The 17,817-nt window shown below is 32.5% G+C and carries 19 protein-coding genes; 6 read left to right on the top strand and 13 right to left on the bottom strand.

Features of this window, described 5'->3' with window-relative positions; all coding sequences use genetic code 11:
- Position 1: 1 nt before the first annotated feature.
- A complete protein-coding gene (locus tag ACJJVP_RS06145) occupies positions 2–556 on the bottom strand; it encodes a hypothetical protein (protein WP_405411752.1) in 555 nt (184 codons plus the stop codon).
- 155 nt (positions 557–711) lie between these two features.
- On the opposite strand from ACJJVP_RS06145, the gene ACJJVP_RS06140 reads away from it, so the two are divergent.
- Both ACJJVP_RS06140 and ACJJVP_RS06135 read left to right on the top strand, forming a co-directional pair.
- Positions 712–1,269, top strand: coding sequence for a hypothetical protein (locus ACJJVP_RS06140; RefSeq protein ID WP_405411749.1), 558 nt, complete (start codon positions 712–714; stop codon positions 1,267–1,269).
- Between the two features lie 57 nt (positions 1,270–1,326).
- Entirely contained in the window at positions 1,327–2,388 is a 1,062-nt protein-coding gene (locus tag ACJJVP_RS06135; protein ID WP_405411746.1) for a phosphotransferase enzyme family protein, read from the top strand.
- Here ACJJVP_RS06135 and ACJJVP_RS06130 read toward each other — a convergent pair.
- The 12 genes from ACJJVP_RS06130 to ACJJVP_RS06075 form a co-directional block, all read right to left on the bottom strand.
- Entirely contained in the window at positions 2,376–2,951 is a 576-nt protein-coding gene (locus ACJJVP_RS06130) for a TlpA family protein disulfide reductase (protein ID WP_405411743.1), read from the bottom strand. The two genes, ACJJVP_RS06135 and ACJJVP_RS06130, sit on opposite strands and share 13 nt — an antisense overlap.
- Before the next feature lie 128 nt (positions 2,952–3,079).
- The gene (locus ACJJVP_RS06125) at positions 3,080–3,271 is read right to left on the bottom strand and encodes a hypothetical protein (RefSeq protein WP_299318159.1); all 192 of its coding nucleotides are present in this window, start codon (positions 3,269–3,271) and stop codon (positions 3,080–3,082) included.
- Between the two features lie 45 nt (positions 3,272–3,316).
- A complete protein-coding gene (locus tag ACJJVP_RS06120; protein ID WP_405411741.1) occupies positions 3,317–3,559 on the bottom strand; it encodes a hypothetical protein in 243 nt (80 codons plus the stop codon).
- A gap of 21 nt (positions 3,560–3,580) precedes the next feature.
- Complete coding sequence (locus ACJJVP_RS06115) at positions 3,581–4,219, bottom strand: CPBP family intramembrane glutamic endopeptidase (RefSeq protein WP_405411738.1); 639 nt, start codon at positions 4,217–4,219, stop codon at positions 3,581–3,583.
- 12 nt (positions 4,220–4,231) lie between these two features.
- Positions 4,232–4,789, bottom strand: a complete 558-nt coding sequence (locus tag ACJJVP_RS06110) for a hypothetical protein (protein WP_405411736.1) — start codon at positions 4,787–4,789, stop codon at positions 4,232–4,234.
- Between the two features lie 40 nt (positions 4,790–4,829).
- Positions 4,830–5,099, bottom strand: coding sequence for a hypothetical protein (locus ACJJVP_RS06105; RefSeq protein WP_405411733.1), 270 nt, complete (start codon positions 5,097–5,099; stop codon positions 4,830–4,832).
- A 9-nt stretch (positions 5,100–5,108) separates the two neighbouring features.
- Positions 5,109–5,285: a hypothetical protein gene (locus ACJJVP_RS06100; RefSeq protein ID WP_299318171.1), complete on the bottom strand. Its 177-nt coding sequence runs from the start codon at positions 5,283–5,285 to the stop codon at positions 5,109–5,111.
- A 240-nt stretch (positions 5,286–5,525) separates the two neighbouring features.
- The gene (locus tag ACJJVP_RS06095; RefSeq protein ID WP_405411731.1) at positions 5,526–6,140 is read right to left on the bottom strand and encodes a response regulator; all 615 of its coding nucleotides are present in this window, start codon (positions 6,138–6,140) and stop codon (positions 5,526–5,528) included.
- The gene (locus ACJJVP_RS06090; RefSeq protein WP_405411729.1) at positions 6,137–7,960 is read right to left on the bottom strand and encodes a sensor histidine kinase; all 1,824 of its coding nucleotides are present in this window, start codon (positions 7,958–7,960) and stop codon (positions 6,137–6,139) included. The genes ACJJVP_RS06095 and ACJJVP_RS06090 overlap by 4 nt, the downstream gene beginning before the upstream one ends.
- A 26-nt stretch (positions 7,961–7,986) precedes the next feature.
- Positions 7,987–8,652: a hypothetical protein gene (locus ACJJVP_RS06085; RefSeq protein ID WP_405411727.1), complete on the bottom strand. Its 666-nt coding sequence runs from the start codon at positions 8,650–8,652 to the stop codon at positions 7,987–7,989.
- A 409-nt stretch (positions 8,653–9,061) separates the two neighbouring features.
- On the bottom strand, positions 9,062–11,677 hold the full coding sequence (locus ACJJVP_RS06080; protein ID WP_405411726.1) for a M14 metallopeptidase family protein: 2,616 nt from the start codon (positions 11,675–11,677) through the stop codon (positions 9,062–9,064).
- Between the two features lie 266 nt (positions 11,678–11,943).
- A complete protein-coding gene (locus ACJJVP_RS06075) occupies positions 11,944–12,429 on the bottom strand; it encodes a hypothetical protein (protein WP_405411723.1) in 486 nt (161 codons plus the stop codon).
- Between the two features lie 381 nt (positions 12,430–12,810).
- On the opposite strand from ACJJVP_RS06075, the gene ACJJVP_RS06070 reads away from it, so the two are divergent.
- The 4 genes from ACJJVP_RS06070 (at position 12,811) to ACJJVP_RS06055 (ending at position 17,812) form a co-directional block, all read left to right on the top strand.
- Entirely contained in the window at positions 12,811–14,103 is a 1,293-nt protein-coding gene (locus ACJJVP_RS06070) for a phage integrase SAM-like domain-containing protein (protein ID WP_405411721.1), read from the top strand.
- Between the two features lie 42 nt (positions 14,104–14,145).
- The gene (locus ACJJVP_RS06065) at positions 14,146–16,488 is read left to right on the top strand and encodes a restriction endonuclease (protein WP_405411719.1); all 2,343 of its coding nucleotides are present in this window, start codon (positions 14,146–14,148) and stop codon (positions 16,486–16,488) included.
- A gap of 109 nt (positions 16,489–16,597) precedes the next feature.
- Entirely contained in the window at positions 16,598–17,440 is an 843-nt protein-coding gene (locus ACJJVP_RS06060) for a hypothetical protein (RefSeq protein WP_405411717.1), read from the top strand.
- Positions 17,441–17,488: 48 nt separating this feature from the next.
- Entirely contained in the window at positions 17,489–17,812 is a 324-nt protein-coding gene (locus tag ACJJVP_RS06055; protein WP_405411715.1) for a hypothetical protein, read from the top strand.
- Positions 17,813–17,817 lie beyond the last annotated feature (5 nt).

The following is a 17,817-nucleotide window of genomic DNA, read 5'->3' as shown; positions in this document are numbered from 1 at the left end:
TCTAGTTCTCAAAACTAAGATGGGCAACGTCATGGCTACAGCTATAATGCGCATTGTCTGCTGCATATACTGCTGAATCTGCAGACTCTTGTGCATCTCGCATAAGCCTTTGCGCTTTACGCATGTAAAACTGTAGGTTACCTAAGTTGTTTGCCTTTGCGGCATTTTTTACATTCTCAAAAGCTTCGGTAGAAAAGTCGCGAGAATCTATAGTATGTCTTTCGGCATCAATCGTATAACTCATGGCGTCTTGTAAACCACAAGTCTGTGAATCATATTGAGCTTCTGATGCTAAAATTATAGCTTCGTCAGCAGCATTTACAGCCTGACCCATTAATAGCATTACAGTTTTAGTGTTCTTTTTTGCCTTGCTCAATGAAGCATCAAAAGATGCAATTTCAGCAGCGGTACTCAATGAATCTGAGAGCTGACTAACTTGAGACATGCAACGCTGTACATCGCTGATTTCACTTTTAAAAACTTCGCATTGCGCTTGTACATAAGTGGCTGTAAATAAAAGCACAACAACTTTTAGGTAGGTTTTAATCTTACTCATTCTTGGGGGAAATTTGATTGGTTAAGTTATTAACTGCGATAATTTGAAAATCGTATTATAATTAGGCCAACTGCATAAAAATGAAAAAAAATTTATTAAGATAAATGCTTAATTTAGTTCATTCCCCGTATTTATGACCACCCAAAACCATGTACATGAAACTCTTTTTTAAGCTAAAAAATGCGGCGCAATTAACGTTCTTCTCATTAACCTTTCTATGTTTTGCTTTTACGCAACTATATGGACAAAATGTTATGCCAGATAATTCATTGTCCATAGTTATTGAATGTGGGTCACTTGGAGTGACTGAACCTCGTAAAGCTTTAGCAAAACTAAAGCCATTAAAAGAGAAGTTTTTAAGAGAAGGAAGCTACGAAAACCTTGAAGATTTTGCTGTTTACAATGCTGTGGTCAGTATGGAAAATATAATTCATGGATTAAATAATCGTTATTCATATATCTATAGGTCACTTAATAATATTCAAACCAATATTAAGCCTATGCTTCGTATTAATGATGACTACGCTTTGATTTATTTTAGCAACAAAATTGAAATCTTAGCCTATAAAGCTCAAGAAAAAGGTGACAATTTACATGATAACCCTCGCTATAGGGGTAATTTGCAAAAAATAAAAATAGACGTAAAAAAGTTTGAATTTAAAACAAAACTAACTCAAAATGCCCTTATTGCAATTTTAGACTCATACTTATAGTTACTTAAATTAGTGTAGTTTTCAATACCTTTAAAAGTTCAAAATTGTATTGAAATAATGATTACAGACGCCATCCAAAAAATACTGATTGAATTTAACCTTAACGGAAATTCATTAAAATGGTCACCCTTGACTAGCGGACTCATTAATGACACGTATTTGGTTACGAAGGACGATGGTCAACAGTATATTCTTCAGAAAGTAAACACTCTTATATTTAAAAATGCAGAAATACTAATGGATAACATTAGCTATACCCTCCCATTTTTGAATGCAGATGATTATGCACAAATCAATTTTTTACAAACAAAAAATGGAAAACATTCTTTAAAGAAAAATGATGGTCTATGGAGAATGATGATTTACATACCTAACAGCACCACATATAACACAACTACAGATAATAATATTGCTTTTGAAGCGGGTCGTATTGTGGGTCGTTTTCATAGTTTATTAAAAGACGTAGACCATTCTATAGTTAAAGATACGTTGCCAAAATTTCATAACCTGAACCATAGAAAACAAGAGTTTAATGAAGCACTTGCAAATACAGATGTTCAGAAAAAACAAATTGCCGAAAATGCCATTAATAAAGCTCATCTTTTCTTAACTGAACTTGAAGACCTTAACATTAACAACTTACCTGTTAGAATTTGTCATAACGATACCAAGTTAAATAATATCCTATTCTCTAAATCGACAAAAAAAGCATTGTGCCTTATTGATTTGGACACCATTATGAAAGGCTATTTCTTCTATGATTTTGGTGATGCTATAAGAACTGTAGTTAACAATGCGCCTGAAGATGAGCAAAACCATGAACTCATAAATTTTGATGAATCATTGTTTAAAGCTTTTGTAGATGGCTTAGCTGCTAACAGTCAATTTTTAACTGCTGCTGAGAAAGATAGCCTACACTTAGGTGCTGTTTTCATGCCCTTTATTCATGGTTTACGGGCGTTGACCGACTACCTGAACAATAACAAGTATTACAAAGTTACTTACGAGAATCAGAATTTAGACCGTTGCTTAAGCCTTTTTGATTTTGCGGAAAAAGCGTTTACAAAAAAAGATTTTATGGCGGCTTGTATTAAAAAACAACTTATCTATTCAGAATAATTTAAAACTAAATCATCTAACAGATTGCGTATTTTTTTACTGTTCCAATCTGCGGCACCTGTTTCTTTTATGATGATCTTTCCTGTAGCATCAATGACATAATTAGTGGGGATGCTATTTTCTTGTAACACTTCTGGAGCTTGCATTTGCGGAAAATAGATAGGTAATTCATATTCTTTTTTATCAATAAACCGCTGTACTTTATCTGGCTCTTCTTGGGTTAATAATATAAAATTGACTTTATCTCCGTAGTCTTTATACAAATCTTGAATTCCTGGTAATTCTGCAATACAAGGCGGACACCAAGTTGCCCAATAACTGATAAAAGTAACCTTGCCTTTACCTACAGAAATACTCTTGGTATCGCCTTGTAAATTAGTTACTGCATATTGAAACGGAGTTACTTGATCTTGATTTTCTTCATTTTCTACACTGGGTGACCAAACAGCTACTTTCAGTTTATTGACGGCTACCTGAATTGGCGTTCTTGTCTGCGGAATTATCAACAACAGAATGAATACCACAAATACAATATCACTGATTTTAAATTTTCGCTTTTTCATGTAATATGTGAGTCGAAGTATTTGGTGATTGATTACGGAAATTTTAATTTCACAAATAAAACAACACTATTTTACCACCATAATCTTACAGATAGACTCAAAACAGTATTATTGTTCAAATTATATCGTTATTGTGGATTCTTACTTTCTTTAAGGAATCCGTTAAATACCACTCCAAATAAGGCAAGCCAAAGTAAACGGAAAACCCAAATATTCATATCAATTCCAAAAAATTGACCTGTATCACTGTCTCCAACAAAACTATATGCTATTTCAATTATCGCTATGACCATTCCAACAATTGATAATATTTTTCTCATAATTCTGATTTTGTTTTCCTAATTAATTGGCTGAAAACTTAACGCTTATTTTCTGGAATCCATCTCTTTTTTAAGTATATTCATGTTCTTTACATTCGCAGGAATAATAGCTGATAACGCTAACGGAACTGCCAATAACGGAGTAAGTCCATCTTGTATTGAAACGTAGATAAAAAAGAGTAAAACTCCGGTTAAAACAATTGCCAAGAGCCAAACCATAGTTTTAGCGGCTGTATACTTTTTAAGTAGTTCTTCGTTACTTAGTTTAGAGAGTGATTCTTGATTCATATTCGTTAAATTAAAATTTTATCACCAGTTTCCTTTCTCATATAAATCTAAGAAAGCTGCTACTGAAACGCCAAGAAAATCCACTAAAAAATGAGAGAAGATGGTCCAACGTAAGCTGTTTGTCTTCTTATAAACCCACGCCCAAACGACACCCATAATTAGGGTAGAGATTACCAATTCAAATCCGCTATTTACGACGGAATTGACTCCGAATGCTGCATGATTAATGGCAAATAGTACTCCAATAAATAATACAGAAGACCAATTAGACCATGTTTTGGTATAGTCTAACAATAGTCCGCGCCAGTAAAACTCTTCAATAAAAGGGTTACATACTGCCAAAAGTATCCAAGGCAACCAAATGGTCCAATGATTTAATAATTGATAATGCATTAGAAAAAGAGGCAACGGGATCAATCCGACCATTATCGCTACCAATTTCCAGCCTATAGCTCCTTTAGCTTTCTTCAACCAATTGATAATTGATTCTTTTCCTCCATATTTAAAAATAAAGAAAATCCAAAGTGCCCAACCTATAAGAATCATGGGTATAAATGCCCATTTTCCCATGAACTCGCCGAAGCCAAAAGCAACCGCAAAATTCACGGCAATTATCAAAAAAGGCGATGCAATTACTAGCTCTCTTTTCTGAAATGCCATATGGTTTAGTTTTTAGTTTTGGTTACAGTTATGTTGTGTAGTCTTGTTCTTCCATTGAATCCAATATTCCTGTAGCCCTTCAGTGGTCGTTTTTAGCTTACTGATATCTAAAGACTCGCCGGGCATTAAAAGAGAACTTAATTCCTTCTTTCTTCTGGGTAAAGATGGTATATGATTCCAGCCGCCAACATGATCAAAAGATGTATAGGCATCACATTTTGTAGCCACCGTAACAAACGGAATTTTCAGCTCATACCTCACCATACCAGAACCCATTCCCTTGGTAGACATCTCTATATTTTCAAAATTTACTTTTACGTATTTATCTTTAGAATAGAGTCCCTTTAATTTATCCCCTACTTTAGCCGACATGGTGTTAGAGAACTGATGAGCTACATCTAACCCATCTATAAATTCTTTGCCATTATAACTGCCAAAACAACCATCATCATTGCATTCAATATTGACCGCAGTTTGTACCTGAGTTTTTACTACTACTTTTTGAGAATAGGCAGCTTGAGACATCCAAGTAGAAATAAGAAATACTTGAATGTACTTTATAACTCTCATTTTTTGATAATTATAGCGAATGGATATGCCTAAAGAAAATCTACTCTTCCTCTTCTTCCTTAGACTTATTGTATTTGGTAAATTCTACCTTTTTATCTTCCAATATTTTGTAGAATCTACGATGACTAATTTTAAGATCTTTGGTTATTTGAGCTACCTTTTTCTTTTTCTTCTTATAAAGTTTGATTTCTGCCGTTACCGCTTTATTGAAGTAATACTTATGTAATGCATCTACTACTTCTAGTTCGGTTTTGTTATTAGAATTAGTCAACAGTTCAATTTCAGATTTTATTTGTTGTAGGCCTTTCATGAATCTGGGTTATTTTTCTGGCACTGGGTCAGAGAACCTAGTTTTTAAATGCTCATACTTATCTAAATCATCTAGAGAGTGATTACCGTAGTCATTTACGATATCAAATTTCACATTATTGTTTGCTAAAAAAGTAGCTACTCTTTCTAGCTCTTCGGGGGAACCTTTAATTTCAATTTTTGCCATTATTTACAAATGCATTTTATATAGTGCTTGCCTAATTTAATACTATTCTTTGAATTCTGTGCCGTTAAATATCCTGTTAGGACATATACCTATTAAAGTTAATTGAATTTTTAGAATTTTCAATGTTACGCTGGTAAATCGACTGATTTTCTTGAAAGTTGGTTTTGGTGTATTACTTGAATGGGGTAATAAATTTGGTAAATTATTTTAAAAAAACCAAAAAGTAAATTTATGAAATTTTTAAAACTCATACTTTTTCTCTACGGCATACCTCAACAACTCGCCCGCACCACTTAAACTAAGTTTACGGATCATGTTTTTACGGTGCGTATCTACGGTGCTTTTGCCAATAAAGAGTTCATCGGCAATTTGATGGCTGGTATGGCCATTACCAATTAATTGTAAAATTTCACGTTCTCGGGCAGAGAGTACACTTTTAGTGCTATTCTTTTCTGCATCGGGTATGTGAATTTTTTTGTCATAGTAAGTTTTATTATCGTAAACGGTACGTATAGCTTCCAAGACCACATCTAAGCTACTATTTTTTAAAATATAACCATGGGCACCAGCGGTCAGCATTTGCTGTACGGCATCATCTTGATCGAACATGGTAAAGGCTACTATTTTAGTATGCGGTAACTCTTTTAAAATGATTTTAGTGGCTTCTATGCCATCTAATTTTGGCATACGAATATCGCACAACACTACCTTGGGTTGTTTTAACCGTACCAACTTCAATAGTTCTTCGCCATTATTTGCATGCCCGATTATTTCAATATCATCTTCATGTTTTAAATAGGAGATGATGCCATCTATTAAGGCTTGGTGATCTTCAGCTATGGCTACGGTTATCATACAGGTATGTCTATTAAAATGGAAGTGCCTTTTCCCAGCACACTATCTATGGTAAAATTACCTTCTAAATGTTCTATTCGTTTTTCAATATTGGTGAGTCCCATTCCCGTTTTGCTTTTATCAATTTTAGAACGGTCAAAGCCTTTTCCATTATCTTCGATAATAATATTCAGGTTATCCTCATATTGTGAAATTTGAATACTAAGTTTAGTTGCTTCGGCATGTTTAATAGCATTTGCCACTATTTCTTGAATGGTTCTAAACAGACTGAGCTCTAGGGAGTTTTCCATACGCTCGCCCATACCAAAATCCTCTACACTTACTTCTAAAGCATTGGTTTCTGATATGACCTGTGCCATTTTCTTAACTGCTGGCAGCAAGCCTTGGCTACTCATTACCCCAGAGTTTTTGCTATGTGCTATTCCCCTCACTTTTTGGTAGGCTTCTTCTAATAAAGATTGGGCTTGTTTTAAAGCTGGATCTTTATCTTTTCCCTTTACATTACCGAAATGTAATTTTATAGTTGCCATAAGACTACCCAAATCATCGTGTAACTCATTGGCAACGTGCTGCCGTTCTTTCTCTTGACCTTCTATCATGGCGTCTATACTCACCAATTCTTGCTCTTTAAGTAAGTTATCTACACGCTCTTGCTTCAATAATGTTTCTTGTTCTGCTAGTTTGCGTTTTTTGGTCGTATTTTTTTGAACCAGAATGGCAATACCGGCGCCAAATATTAGGGCTATTGTGGCAGCGATAAGCCAATTTCTAGTTATTTGTGCTTTTTGCTTTTCTTCTAGTATTTGTTTTTCTTTTTCTGCGGTATTAAGCTCTACTTGTAACCTATTAACCTCCAAGGAATTTCTTCTAAAATCAAGTTCAAATTCTAATCTATATGCGCTCATTAAATTTGCGTAAGCTCCCTGAAAATCCCCTGTACTATTTTTAATTTGAGCATCAAATAAATGGAGGTAGTATTTAGCTCTTAGAGTATCAGCTAGGTTTATGCTTTGCTCTGCTATAGTTCGAAATTTATTGGATTCCAAGAGTGTGTTTTTTTCTGAAAAGATTAAAGCTAATTTTAATGATGCAAAAAATTTCTGCTTTTTCAAATAGGGTTTATTTTTTGCGCCATCCACCGTAAGTGTGTAATATCTCATAGCACTTGCTTTGTCTCCTTTAATGTCAAATAATGTAGCTAGCTCAAAATATAACAATACGCGCAACGGAGAATCTGCTTGCATTTTGTCAATTTCAATTTTTAGAATATCTTCTTTTTTAAAATACTTTTCAAGACTACCTCCAAATCCTTTAGACATGAAAATTGTATCATAAATCTCTGCCCAAAAACAGTTTACATTCGAATCACACAACATATCATATTCTTCTAAATATTTAAGGTGTGCCTTATCGTTTTGGGCAATTTCATAACTATAATACTTAAGCAGAGCCAAAAGCGAAACTTTAGTAATCGAAGGGTGATTCAACTCATGGCTTAAGTAGTATGCGTCATAAAAATTCTTAAAAGCTCTCTTTTTATTCAAATCATGAAATAAATTGTAATATCCAATGACTAAATGATTCAAAAATTTTGTTTCTAGACTTGAGGTTTTATCAATATCACATACCTGTTTTAAAGAAAAGGGAATTTGACCTTCATTATGAAGTAATGACATTAGATTTATGGACAAGTCTTTAATTGGTCCTTTTAGCTTTGGAATTGAATTTTCAGCTTCTTCAAAATTATATTGGTCTATATGACTAAGAAATTGTATAAAATGGTCGTCAGTTTGCGGATAACCGTAAACTGTTAGAAACATAAACAAGACACTTAGCCAGCACTTTATCATTTATACACCAAATAAACATTGCTTTGATGACATCTTGGCGAAGCAATATTTGAATTAAGCTCTTCTGATTTTAGTATGTCTAAAGTCAAAGGATTACTATATACCCCTTGCTGTGGTTGTTTATCAAAATAAGTTAACCCGTCTCGATATTTAAACTCACTGTCAAAAACACCTTCCCTTTCATCATAGCAATTGCCTTTTGGGTCTTGAAGACTATAGTCCTTATTATTACTGTCAAAGCGAAGACCATCAATTGGCACTAGCAATCGATTAAATTTTAGGTTATGATTATCACCTTTTCTTATAACAATTGGTTCAAATAATTTAACTGTAGCTTCTAGTTTACCCGTTAATGCTTGTACCTCGAAATATATAGCATCACTACCTAAATTTATACTATTACTGGGTAAATGAAGTGTGTTATAGACCTTATTATCTTTCATGGTATCTGAAAATCCTATATTCACATTTCCTTTATAATTGATAAGCTTAAAATCTATATTATCTATAGTAATCGTTTGATTTTCTGAACTGCTTTTTTCTTTATAATTAAATTTTCCATAAACTGCAAAAAGTGTATTATAAAGTTGGGAAGCATACAAAAAGTGATAGGCTTCAGTGGGGTTGTGAGTCAAATCAACCGAGGTCATAATTTCCGACATAATTTTTAGTTTTTTGGCTTGGTTAAATATGAAATTAAATACTAGGGGATAAAATCCCCATAACTGGGTATTTATTACTATAAAGGTGAGTTCATTACCAAAAGGGCATCAACTAAAAAAGCCCATTAATAAAGAGCAACACTAATAAATTCTGGGGGAACTTTAGTATACTAATATTAAGGGCTGCATCAATTTAACATTTTATTAGGAAAAACAAAAATCAGTTTTTTGAATTTAAATGAGCCAATTTGTATAGAAATTACTTAAAAACCAAGAAAGCAGCCTTTTAGGCTGCTTTCTATTATCTAAAAAATATTTTAAAAAGAAAAATGCTTATCAACATTTGAAGGGCATTTGTGTTAAATATTTTCAACTACGCCTGTATATTATTAGCTTTCTCATTAATCTATTACTCTGCCGCTCCTTCAAAAATGGAATTGAAAATAAGTTTATACGTACCTCTTGGTTGCGCTCTAAACTGCGGTCTAAAAGCAAATAACACAACTGATCCTTTGCCGTAAGTCGCTTTTACCATTGCTGGCTTTTTTGCGATATACTTTTTCTCGCCCATTGCCCAACCACTCATCAATAAATCTTTGGGTGCATAATTGGCAATGACCTCAACTTCTGGTGCCGGTGCATCTTTAATCTCTTCTGTACCGCCTTCTCCTTTTTTAGATTGCTTATCAATTACAAATGCACGACTCTTATTAAAAGATACCGCTACCGTGTCTTGCATTCCAAATGCTAGCGGATGCGTTGTATCTATTCCTGTTTTTATTAATGACCCTGGAATAAAGAATTCATTACTATCCGTACCTTCGGTAGCATCTTTCAACGGCAAACCAAATTGCTCTATTACATAGTTACTAGCTTCATCGAAAGCCAATAATGTACCACCATTCTTTACATAATTACTTAAGGCTACCGATCCTTCTAGACCAATACCACCTGTAAACTTCTCTGGCATTTTTAAAGGAGAATTACCATGTAATATAGACTTTGGTCGTTGCGATGGTATGATCAATACATCATACTGCGATAAATCTTTTGTTTGAATATCGGTATCATGAAGCGTATCTGTTTCAAACGAATATTCATCCATGATAAAACGAGTCCAGCCTTCATCCATATTAGAAACCCAAGACTTATACAGACCTACTTTTGGTGCGTGAACCTTTGTCATTTCTACTTTTGGTTCTGCGGATAATCCTGTTACTTCTAAACCATATTCGGCTGCTAACTCTTCTACTGAAGCACTACCACCTGAAACAATATAAGCACCTGCCGGATATGTTGTTTTACCTGACTTGAACGATGCTTTTGTTTTATAAGCAGTACCGCCGGCATTCAATACTTTGTTGGTTACTATGACCGATGCATTACTATTGGCACTTAACAAATACCCGTAAGATGCATTCCCTTTTACTTCACCTTCATAGTATGAAGCTGAATCCAACACCTTTTCTGTAGCTACCTCAAAAGGTTCTGCTATTTTGTCTACGGTGATGCCCATTTGCATTGGCAACGTCCAACCTGCTAAGTCATACGGGGTATCTGGTGGTCCACCAGGATATTGAAAACGTGTTGGGTAATTTTGCTTTTCCAATAAATCCATCAAATACGGTCTAAATGCTTGTGCCGTGTAAATTACATAGGCACCTTTATCGTATTTCTTACCGTTAAGTTCAAAGCTTTTAGTGGTTTTTTCGATTTCGATTCCACCTTTAAGCAACACATTTACCAAGTTTACAGACTCGAAAGCATCCCATTGATCTTTACCAATTACGTATGCAAACGGACCTTCTTCTTTCGACTTCTCGATTGCCGAAGCTCCCATTTTGTAAATGTTGTATAGATAATTACTCTTACGATCAGCTGCCAAATCTAAGGTTGCCCAAGTTGCGGTCAGCATATAATCTACTGCATCCCGAAAATGAGATTCCCCACCTTTCCATGGATCAGGGTACATAATATCTGTACCATCGGTCGGTGTACCACCGGCAACGGTTTTAGGTAATTTCTCTGGATCATAAAATCTTGGTGTTGGAGAAGTATGACCAACTTCGGTTAAGATACCGATCATGTTATGGTAGTAAGGCACGGTACGCCCGCCACCGTTCCAGAACATCGTATAAAAATTATCTGCAATGGCACCTGGCATATTCTCAAGTGAAAATCTTTTGGTCATTGCTGAACCTACCTCACTAACACCTGCGGTAATTGCTGGGTGAATTCTTGGGTTTACAGGATCTGCATATGGTGGTAACGATATTTTTGTCCAAGACGGTGAAGATTGATGGTGGTTATACACAATCTGCGGATACCACTCATTATACAATATCTTTGTAACATTATACGTCTCTGGCATAGTATTCATGAACCAATCACGGTTATTATCGTGCCCCATGTAGTAGTGATATAAAATCGGTGGGCGAGATGTTTCATAAGCGGTACCTAAGTTCTTCTTGTACCAGTCTACAACAATATCCAAACCATCAGGATTCATTACAGGCATCAATATCGTAATAACATTCTCTCTGATTTTTTTTATTTCCGTAGTTTCAGAAGTTGCCAAAGTATATGCAAATTCAGAAGTCATTTGCCCATGCGCCAATTCAGTTGAGTGCATACCGCCATCGATCCATACGATAGCTTTACCCTCTTCAGACAATTTCATGGCTTCATCATTAGAAACTTGTACTCGGGCAAGTTTGGTGCTAATGTCTTTCCACTTGTCTAAATCTTTAAGATTGTCTTCACTAGAAATAAACAGGATATACATTTTTCTACCCAGTACGCTTGTACCAATTTCAACCTTTTTAACGCGATTAGACGCTGCGTCTAGTTGACCAAGGTAGTCTTCAATTTGGCTATAATCTGCTAATTTATAGTCGGCACCCACTTTAAAGCCAAAAATATCTTCGGGAGAAGGAACGGTTTGTGCTACCATAAAGGAAATGCACGAAATGGTAAGTACAAGGGACAGTAGTGCCGCCTTGCGCCATGAATTTTTTGTAGTCATTTTTTGAATTAGTTTGTTTGAACTAGGAAATTAAGAAATAGTAGAGAGCTAGATAAATGTTACGAAGAAAGATTATGTTAAAAGAAATGTTAATTTCAGAGTTCGTGATTTGAGGGCGTTGTTATTGTCAAATTAGAAGTTGCTTTAACCTAAATAGGGTTACTAAATTTTACTAGTGAAATACCTGATTAGTATACTTGAATACACATCATAAAAAAACCCTGTAAATATTAATCTACAGGGTTTCTCTACTAAAAACTATTTATTTAGTTTTCTTCTGATTTCTCGGCATCTTCCATCATCATTTTCTTGTCCTCTTCAGCTATTTTATCATGTTCTGCTTTTAGTGCCTGATGTTCTTTCTCCATCATTTCATGCTCAGAAGTCATTGCTTCATGCTCAGTTTTCAATTCTTCAAGTGTAACGGCACCAGATGCGTGCTTTGTTTCCAATTCCGCATGCTTTTTTAGAAGTGCAGTATGTTTATCTATTAGCTCTTGATGCTTTGAAAGCAATTCACTGTGCATTTTTTCAGTTGCTATGTGTAACGAATCGTTCTCAATTTCTGAATGTGCTTCGATCATTTGATCATGATTGTCTTTCATAGCATCATGCTCTGTAGTCATTGCTTCATGAGTCGTTTCCATTGTAGCATGTGCCGAAACTAATTCTTTATGTTCGGCTGTCTCTGCAGGGTTTTGCTTACAAGAAAACATTGTTAACACTGCTGCACAAATTATTAAGTATTTCATAATTATTTTAAATTGATTAATAAACAAAGATATTTAATTCTGAGATAATTGCATGTACAAATTTCTTTAAAGAAAACTGTAGTAGAAGTATCATATAAAAAAATAATCATACTCAAAAACCATAAAAATAAAAAAACCTCTCAAAACAGATGTTCTGAGAGGTTTCATGTGGTCCCACCTGGACTTAATTAATGTTTCATACTGAAACTTATTTAATGACAAACCCTAATAATGATTGCTGTCAGTTAGAAATTGTCTATTTGTCATTAAATGACTTTTGAAATAATTCAGAATTATTCAAATCAAAAACACCCTTGCAAGCACCCTGTTTTGGTACATAATTCGCTTTATGATAAGAGTAAAACATTAATTAGAAGTAATATGAGTTTAGCGATAAAAAGTACACACGGAGTAATCAGATTTAGTCTAAAAGATTCTATAAAAAGTTTAGAGTCCAAACCTAAAATAGAAAGTTTGATTATGCTCCATTTTACTTCAAAAGGTAAAAGATTTAAAAAGAGTCTCGGTTTTAAATGTTCTTTAGACCAATGGGATATTACAAAGCAACGGATCAAAACAGGTAAAGGTATGTTGGCAAATGCTTATAAAGTAAATGCATTTATAAATGATGTTCAATCATTTACAGAAGATGAACTTTCTAATATGATCAAAGATGAAGGCTCAATAGATTTAGACCGATTGTCGTATTTAGTGAGTTGCAAAATCAACGGTTCAGAAGCAGATATTGAAATTAAAGAAAACCAAAAGCTTCTTTTCTATTCAAAAAAATTGTTAGAAAATAAAAAAAAACATATCAAAATAACAACTTATAGAGCTTGTAATCAAACAATAAAAGTTCTTGAGAAATATGAAAAAATACATAATGTAGTTTTAAAATTTGACGACATAAGTTTATCATTTTACCGAAACTTCATCACGTTGTTGGAAGATGAAAATTATAGCTTAAACAGTATAGGGAAGCATGTTAAAAATTTAAAAACATTTTTAAATGATGCTTTAACAAATGGTGTAACCAACAATGTAATTTTCAAAAACAGAAGTTTTAAAGTACTGAAAGAGACTACAACGGACATCTACTTAACAGAAGCGGAAATTAAAATTTTAGCAGAAAAAGATTTTAGCTCAAGGCCACGTATAGAATTAGCAAGAGATATTTTTTTAATTGGATGCTATACAGGTCAAAGAGTAAGTGATTATAATGGGCTAACAAATGAGAATATTGAAATTTTGGATGGTCACACATTTATTAAGATACATCAGAAAAAAACTGACACTATAATCCACATACCTATAACATCTGATATACAAAAAGTCATGAATAGATATAACAACAATTTCCCTTCTAGATTAAGTGAACCTATCTTGAGAGAAAATATAAAAATAGCTTGTGGGGCCGTTGGGTTTAAAGAGCCCGTTAATATATTATACACAAAAGGTGGTAAGGCAATTAAAAAAGGTGTTCCAAAATATAAATTAGTAAAAACACACACGGCACGTCGAAGCTTTTGCACGAACTATTATATCGCAGGCAAATCAATACAAAACATAATGCTGTTTTCTGGACATAAAACTGAAAGAGAATTTTATAAATATATAAGGATTGTAAAAGAACAAGAATCTCTAGCGGTAATGAAAAGTGGCTTTTTTAAATAATAATAAGATTGATTACATTTAATTGATTTTAAAAACAAATACTTGTACACATTCAATACATTAAATGATAGGGATTTAGAAGAATTGAGTTTAGATCTTTTAAACAAAGAATTAGGTTTAAGTTTTCAATCATTCAAAAACGGTAGAGATAAGGGAATAGATTTAAGGCATTCAAATCCTAAGGATGAAAACAATATAATTGTACAAGTCAAACATTATCTTAATTCAGGATATAGTCAATTTAAATATTCTTTAAAAACAAATGAACTGACTAAGGTTAAACTACTGAATCCTAAAAGATATATTATAGTAACCTCTATTGGTCTAACCCCACAAAATAAGGAGGAAATAAAGGAAATTTTCTCTCCTTATATTCATAGTACAAGTGATATTATTGGTCAAAATGATTTAAACATTTTATTAAGAAAATATAAAGAAGTAGAAACTACACATTTTAAACTGTGGTTGTCCAGTTCTAACGTACTTCAAAGAATCTTAAAAAATGGCGTAAACCTTAGATCAGATTTTACCGAGTCCAAAATTAAAAAAAAAGTGCAGTTATTTGTTGAAAACAAAGCACACTCAAAAGCAGTAAAATTATTAAACACACATAATTTTATTCTTATAACGGGGGCGCCAGGTATTGGAAAAACTATGTTAGCTAATATTCTGACATTTCAATTATTAGAAAAAGGCTATGAACTAGTATATGTGTATAATATTAAAGAAGCCGAAGAAAAATTTAGTAGAGATAAAAAACAGGTGTTTTATTTCGACGATTTTTTAGGTGCAAATTATTATGAATTATCAGTTGCTAGAAATAATGATTCAGCCATAGTTCATTTTGTAGAAAGAATACAAGGTTCAAAGGACAAAAAGCTAATTCTAACAAGTAGAACAGTTGTCCTAAATATGGCTGCTGAAAACTCAGAAAAAATACTAAATTCAAATATTGACACTTCAAAACATGAGGTTAAAATTGAAGATTATACTAAATATGATAGGGCCAAAATTTTATATAATCATTTATTTTTCTCCGATTTAAACGAAAACTTAAAAGATGCATTTTTCACAGAAGGCTTCCATTGGTTTGTGATAAATCATAAAAGTTATAATCCTAGAATAATTGAATTTTTTACTGATAGTCAAAGATATGAAAAGTCTATATCCCAAGAAGATTATAAAATATCGGTAAGAAATAAACTTGATAAGCCTGAGGATATTTGGAAAAAATCTTTTGAAAATCAATTAACTGATACCTCTCAAATTTATTTAACAACCCTGTTTAGTATAAATGATTCGAATGAAGACACAATAAAAGAATGTTTTGAATTAAGAATTAAACATGAGGTTAAAAAGAATGGTTTAAGAAAAAAATCAGATTTATATTTAAAAACTATAAATGAACTACTGGGCGGATTTATTAATAGAACAATCACAGATCTTATATGGGCTAAATATACTTCTGTAAGTTTTTTCAATCCCTCAATAATTGATTTTCTTCTTAGCTATCTCTCATTAACAAACAAAGATGAAAAATGGGAAATATTTAGTTCTGCACTTTATTTTGAACAGTTCACTTATAGATTTCAAACAAAAAGAAATAAAAGAAATATACTTAAAAATAAAATTACTATTCATTCAAAAGATATAAAGAAATTAAAAAAAATCTATATCAAAAAATATCCAAAACTAAGACCTAGAAATGGTGACGCCAATATAAATATATCTGGTATGATAAATTCACTGGACTTATTTGATTTTAAGGAAATAAAAGATTTCTTTGAGAATAACCTTAGTGATTTTTCTTTTGAAAATGAGATAATTAAAAATAACGATATCCCTAACCTAATTAAGCTTCTAGATTACATAGAAGAGTATAAAATAATCGATGATAACCACGATTTTATAAAAATTTGTTTTCTTAATATCATTAAAGTAGTAGACGACCCATCTGATTATGAAATCATTAAAGATTTTTTTGAATATTCTGATGAATACAAAATTCTAATCAAGAAGTTCATTGATTTAGATGAAGACTATAAGTTTTTTATTGACGAACGTATGAGTACTTTTTGGGATCGGAATTATGAATCCTATCTTTTAGAAATACCACAAATCAATGAAATAACTGATTTTGATGAGCTAAATTCTTATGTTAATGAAAGGATTTATGAAGGAAAGTATTTAGCACGCGTTTTAGGTGTTGATGAGTCATATATGTTAGCTACCGATTCGATAAATCTTGAAGAAATAGTTGAGAATAATAAATTAAATGAGCTTGGGGATGAAGAAAACCCTTCAATTAAAGAAATTTTAAATTCATCTTTGTCAGATAATGAAACGTCCTTAATTAACGATTTATTCCAAAAAATTAGTGAATAAATATGATTAATGAATTAAATTTTAATTAAAATAGCAAGTTTAAAATCAAACTTATTTAACGGCTAAAAATAATAATTTACCTGCACTTGCATTCACCATTAAAAAAATTATGGACAATAAAATCGTATTAACTTTAAGGGATAGGTTTAATACAAACTTCTCAGGAATAAAAAGATTATTTGAATTTTACAAGTCCGCATCAGAGCATCATAATGAAGTTATATATCTAGATTTCTATCATTTAACTTGGTTCGATGCTAATTTAAGTGCTTTATTTGGCAGTATTTTGGCCAAATTAAGAAAGGAAAATAATTTAACTTTCTCAACCGACTTAAATTTTTTGAAAGAACATTTTGATGTTTTATTTAGAAATGGGTTTCTCCACTCTGAAACAACAATAGACGACGTACAAAAATCGACAGTTTCGTTTAAAAGTTTCTCTCTTGACGATAAGGATAACTTTATAAATTATATAGAAAATGACTTATTAAATCATCGAGGTATGCCTACCTTCTCTGAAAATGAAAAAGATTCAATAATTGAATCCTTAATTGAGGTTTATTGTAATATTCAAATTCATTCAAAATCAGAAGAGCCATTTTATGTATGTGGGCAATATTATCCACAAGAAGGTGTGTTGACTTTTTCAATGGTAGATTTAGGCGTTGGATTTTTACCAGCCATTAAGAAAAAAACCAAAGGAGCTATTGATAATAGTTATGATGCTATTAAATGGGCTCTTGAAAAAAGGAACACAACTAAGGTAGGCTCACCTGGAGGGTTAGGTTTATTCAATTTAAATTCTTATTTTCATAGTACAAATAGTAATTTTCAAATTATATCTGGAGATACCTTTTGGAGTTTAGAAATGGAAAATACACTAATTAAGAAGTTTCATTTTCCTGACCCTTATGTAGGATCCATATTAAATTTGTTTTTTAAATGTAAATAAAGTACATTTGCACACCGAAAAATTACACCTTTTTAACACCTTAACCTAATGAATATCAAAATTTTAGATATTATAACATCAGAACTAGCAACAAACTTTTCTGACGGCTCTGCTCTTTATGAGGTTATCAAAGGTTATAAACCCTCAGAAATAGTTATTTCATTTATCGGTATCAGACGCATTTCCTCCTTATTTTTAAATGAGAGTATAGGTAGATATGCAATTCTAAATTCTAAAAATATTCAAGAATTAAAATTTGAATATCCCGAGGGCAAAGAATTGTTTTCTCATAAAGTTGATGATGTAATTGAAAACGCATTAATGGGTGATGAATATGATGATTTTGTAGACAATGCTCTTCTTTCTATGTAGATAAA

Origin of the sequence: Maribacter sp. Asnod1-A12 (assembly GCF_045063735.1) — a bacterium.
Taxonomy (GTDB): Bacteria; Bacteroidota; Bacteroidia; order Flavobacteriales; family Flavobacteriaceae; genus Maribacter.
This window is presented reverse-complemented; position numbering and strand designations above follow the sequence as displayed.